Raw genomic sequence first — 3007 nt, forward strand, 5'->3', positions numbered from 1 at the left:
GCACCCGGCGCTCGCAGGAGATGGACCGCCCGGCCACAAGCACATTGCGCAGACCTCGCGGCGTCAGGCAGCGGTAGGGAATGCCGTGCGATTCGCCCGGCCCGTACAGCGTAATCGTCTGCGCCGAGCCCGCCTCGCTCTTCTCCTCCTTCTCGGTGCCGTGCACATCGATGAAGTAACTGTTGCGGCAAATCTCGTCCTCGAAGCTCCGGCGGGAGACGTAGTCATCCACCGTCAGCACGTAATCCCCGATGATGCGCCGGGATTCGCGTATGCCCATCAGCGTGCCGGTGCTGGCGACATAGGCATTGCCGAAGGAGGCCGGCTGGAGCTCGGCCAGCATGTCGCGGTAGGCGGCGGCCATCTTCCGTCCCCGGATCAGCGCTCTCGATACGGAAAGTGCATCCGTATTGTCCACTTGCCAGAGATGTCCGGCGTTGAAGCCGACGGCGCGCGGCGCGATCAGATTGTTGCAGAGATGGGTATCCGGCACCTCCGGATACCGGCCCGAGGCGACCGCTTCATGGATCGGGCTTCGCGGATTCTCCTTATGGAGAAGCGCCCCGTTCAAATAAGCGTAATCATCGACATTGCCGAGGATGAAGCAGTGGGTGGCTGGCTGGAGATCGCCGGTGGCGCTGTCGCCTTTAAGGTACTCCGCTCCCGCCCAGGCGGCGACATCCCCGTCGCCCGTGCAATCGATATACACCGGCGCCCGGAACGCCTGCAATCCGCCCTTGTTCAAGACGACTATGGCCGTCACGTTTCCCTGCCCGTCCGTCACCACCTCGGCCAGTGACGTCAGGAACAGCACGTCAGCACCCGCCTCCGTCACCAGATCGTCGTAGACAACCTTCAGCTTCTCCGGCTCGATCGGCACCCAATCGAGCGCCTCCGGCTTCACATGGGGCATCTGCGCCTTGAGCGTCTCGAACACCTTCTCTGCCAGCCCGCGGTAGACTATTTTCTCCTTATCCGAGAACGGGCACCATGCCGGGACCAGCCCCGACGTGCCCATCCCGCCGAGACTTCCCGTGGCCTCGATCAGCAGCGTCTTCGCCCCTTCCCGCGCGGCCGACGCCGCGGCGGTGCAGCCCGCCGGCCCGCCGCCGACGACGATCACCTCATAGGAAGTATTCAGCGGGATTTCCCTGCTCTTCAATTCGTAGCTATTCATTGCGAGCCTCGCTTTCCCGGCGAATTCCCGCTTCCGGCAGGGTCCGCCGCTTCTATTCGACCCCATTATAGCAACCGGCGGTCAATAATACGGTATAGCTCTCATACTGATTGACGTGTATTTTTTTGACCTTGGGCAGCTAAAGGCGCAAAAAAAGCAGGCATCATTAACAAAATCTCTTTGTCCGCCTCGCAATAAAATCCACATCACTCATACAGCCCTCTTTGACGGGGATACTTGACATCCATCCCATCAGTGTGGTATTTTCTGCACATGAACCGAACGTTTCAAAATAACGAGGACAGCTTCCTTCCTCTATCATAAGTAAACTCAATTGCTGAACAGGAAGCTGTCATAGGCCCGGAAAGAACAGGTCGAACCTTGCCTGTTCTTTCTGGTGTTATTGAGGTAGTTGCAGCACACACAGTAAGGAGGACATTCATATGGCAACAGGACGTCCGCGCACCTTCGATAATACGGAGGCGTTGAAGAGTGCGCTCCAGGTATTTTGGCAAAAGGGTTATGAAGGCACATCCCTGTCGGATTTGACCGAGGCGATGAAGATTAACCGGTCGAGCCTCTATGCTACTTTTGGCAGCAAGGAACAACTATTTAACCAGGCGCTTGACCTGTACTTTGAAGGTCCCCCGAAGCTGACCAGCGCGGCTTTCAACGAGTCGACGGCCCGCGCTGTCGCCGAACGGTTCTTGCATGTCACGGCCGACTCTGTGACCAATCCTTCTACTCCGAGGGGTTGTCTGACCATTCGCGGAGCCATTGCCTGCGGAGAAGACGCGGAATCTGTTCGTCAAGAGCTTGTATCGCGCCGGGTAGAGTCTGAAATGGCCCTGCGCCATCGCTTCGAACAAGCGAAGTCACCCGGTGACTTGCCGGCTGGTTCTGATCCTGCGGCGCTTGCCCGTTATATCATGACTATCGCCGAAGGCATGTCCATACGGGCTGCGGACGGCTCGACCCGTGAAGAATTGCAGGACGTAATTGATATTGCGATGCAAGCATGGCCAACGTAAGCAGCAACCCACATCCCCCATTCCCCTGCTTGTCTACACAACATTCATTATTGGAACATGCTCCCATCAAACAATTGATGGAGAGGCATGCTCCCGTGATGAATGTTTTTTTGTTTTTCAGATTTTTTATTTTCCCTATTGACAATTCATTTCCCCCGAGGTTATGCTTAGCACATAGTTTTGAACCGAACGTTTCAAAACAAAAAAACTTGAGGAGGATTTTATTATGACAACAACAATTAAATCATTATCTGGAAAAGTGGCACTGGTAACCGGAGGGTCCCGCGGCATCGGCGCCGCCATCGTAAAACGTCTGGCAAGCGACGGAGCCGCAGTAGCCTTCACCTACGCAAGCGCGCAGCAAAAAGCGGAAGCCCTGGTGCAAGAAATTGAAGCGTCCGGCGGGCGGGCGTTGGCTCTTCGCGCAGATAGCGGAGACGCCATCGCCGTGAAAGGCGCTGTGGCTGAAACGGTAAAAGCTTTCGGCGGCATTCACATCCTGGTCAACAATGCCGGTCTTGCGAACCTGAAGCCGTATGATCAATTTGCAATCGAAGAATTCGACCGGATGGTTGCCGTCAACGTTCGCGCCGTGTTCGCAGCGGTGCAGGCGGCCGCTCCTCAAATGGGCGAAGGCGGCCGAATCGTCAATATCGGCAGCATCAACGCCGACTTCAATCCATTCCCGGGCAACAGCCTCTATGTGATGTCAAAGGCCGCTGTCGCCGGACTTACCCGGGGCTTGGCCCGCGACCTGGCTCCGCTCGGCATCACGGTCAATAACGTTCAGCCCGGACCA

At 56.9% G+C, this 3007-nt stretch carries 3 protein-coding genes; 2 read left to right on the top strand and 1 reads right to left on the bottom strand.

All coding sequences use genetic code 11. The features are described from left to right. A partial coding sequence (locus tag L692_RS0125960; RefSeq protein WP_025702806.1) for an FAD-dependent oxidoreductase occupies nucleotides 1-1177 on the bottom strand: 1177 nt, incomplete at its 3' end. A 443-nt stretch (nucleotides 1178-1620) separates the two neighbouring features. Between L692_RS0125960 and L692_RS0125965 the strand changes: the two genes are divergently transcribed. Both L692_RS0125965 and L692_RS0125970 read left to right on the top strand, forming a co-directional pair. Then, on the top strand, nucleotides 1621-2208 hold the full coding sequence (locus tag L692_RS0125965) for a TetR/AcrR family transcriptional regulator (RefSeq protein WP_025702807.1): 588 nt from the start codon (nucleotides 1621-1623) through the stop codon (nucleotides 2206-2208). Nucleotides 2209-2434: 226 nt separating this feature from the next. Beyond that, a partial coding sequence (locus L692_RS0125970; protein ID WP_025702808.1) for an SDR family NAD(P)-dependent oxidoreductase occupies nucleotides 2435-3007 on the top strand: 573 nt, incomplete at its 3' end.

The sequence above is a fragment of the Paenibacillus forsythiae T98 genome (genome assembly GCF_000520735.1).
Lineage (GTDB): Bacteria > Bacillota > Bacilli > Paenibacillales > Paenibacillaceae > Paenibacillus_AQ > Paenibacillus_AQ forsythiae.

What these genes read in the sequence shown, in the direction of transcription:
- L692_RS0125965 (WP_025702807.1), top strand. Translation starts at nt 1,621, where the DNA reads ATGGCAACAGGACGTCCGCGCACCTTCGATAATACGGAGGCGTTGAAG.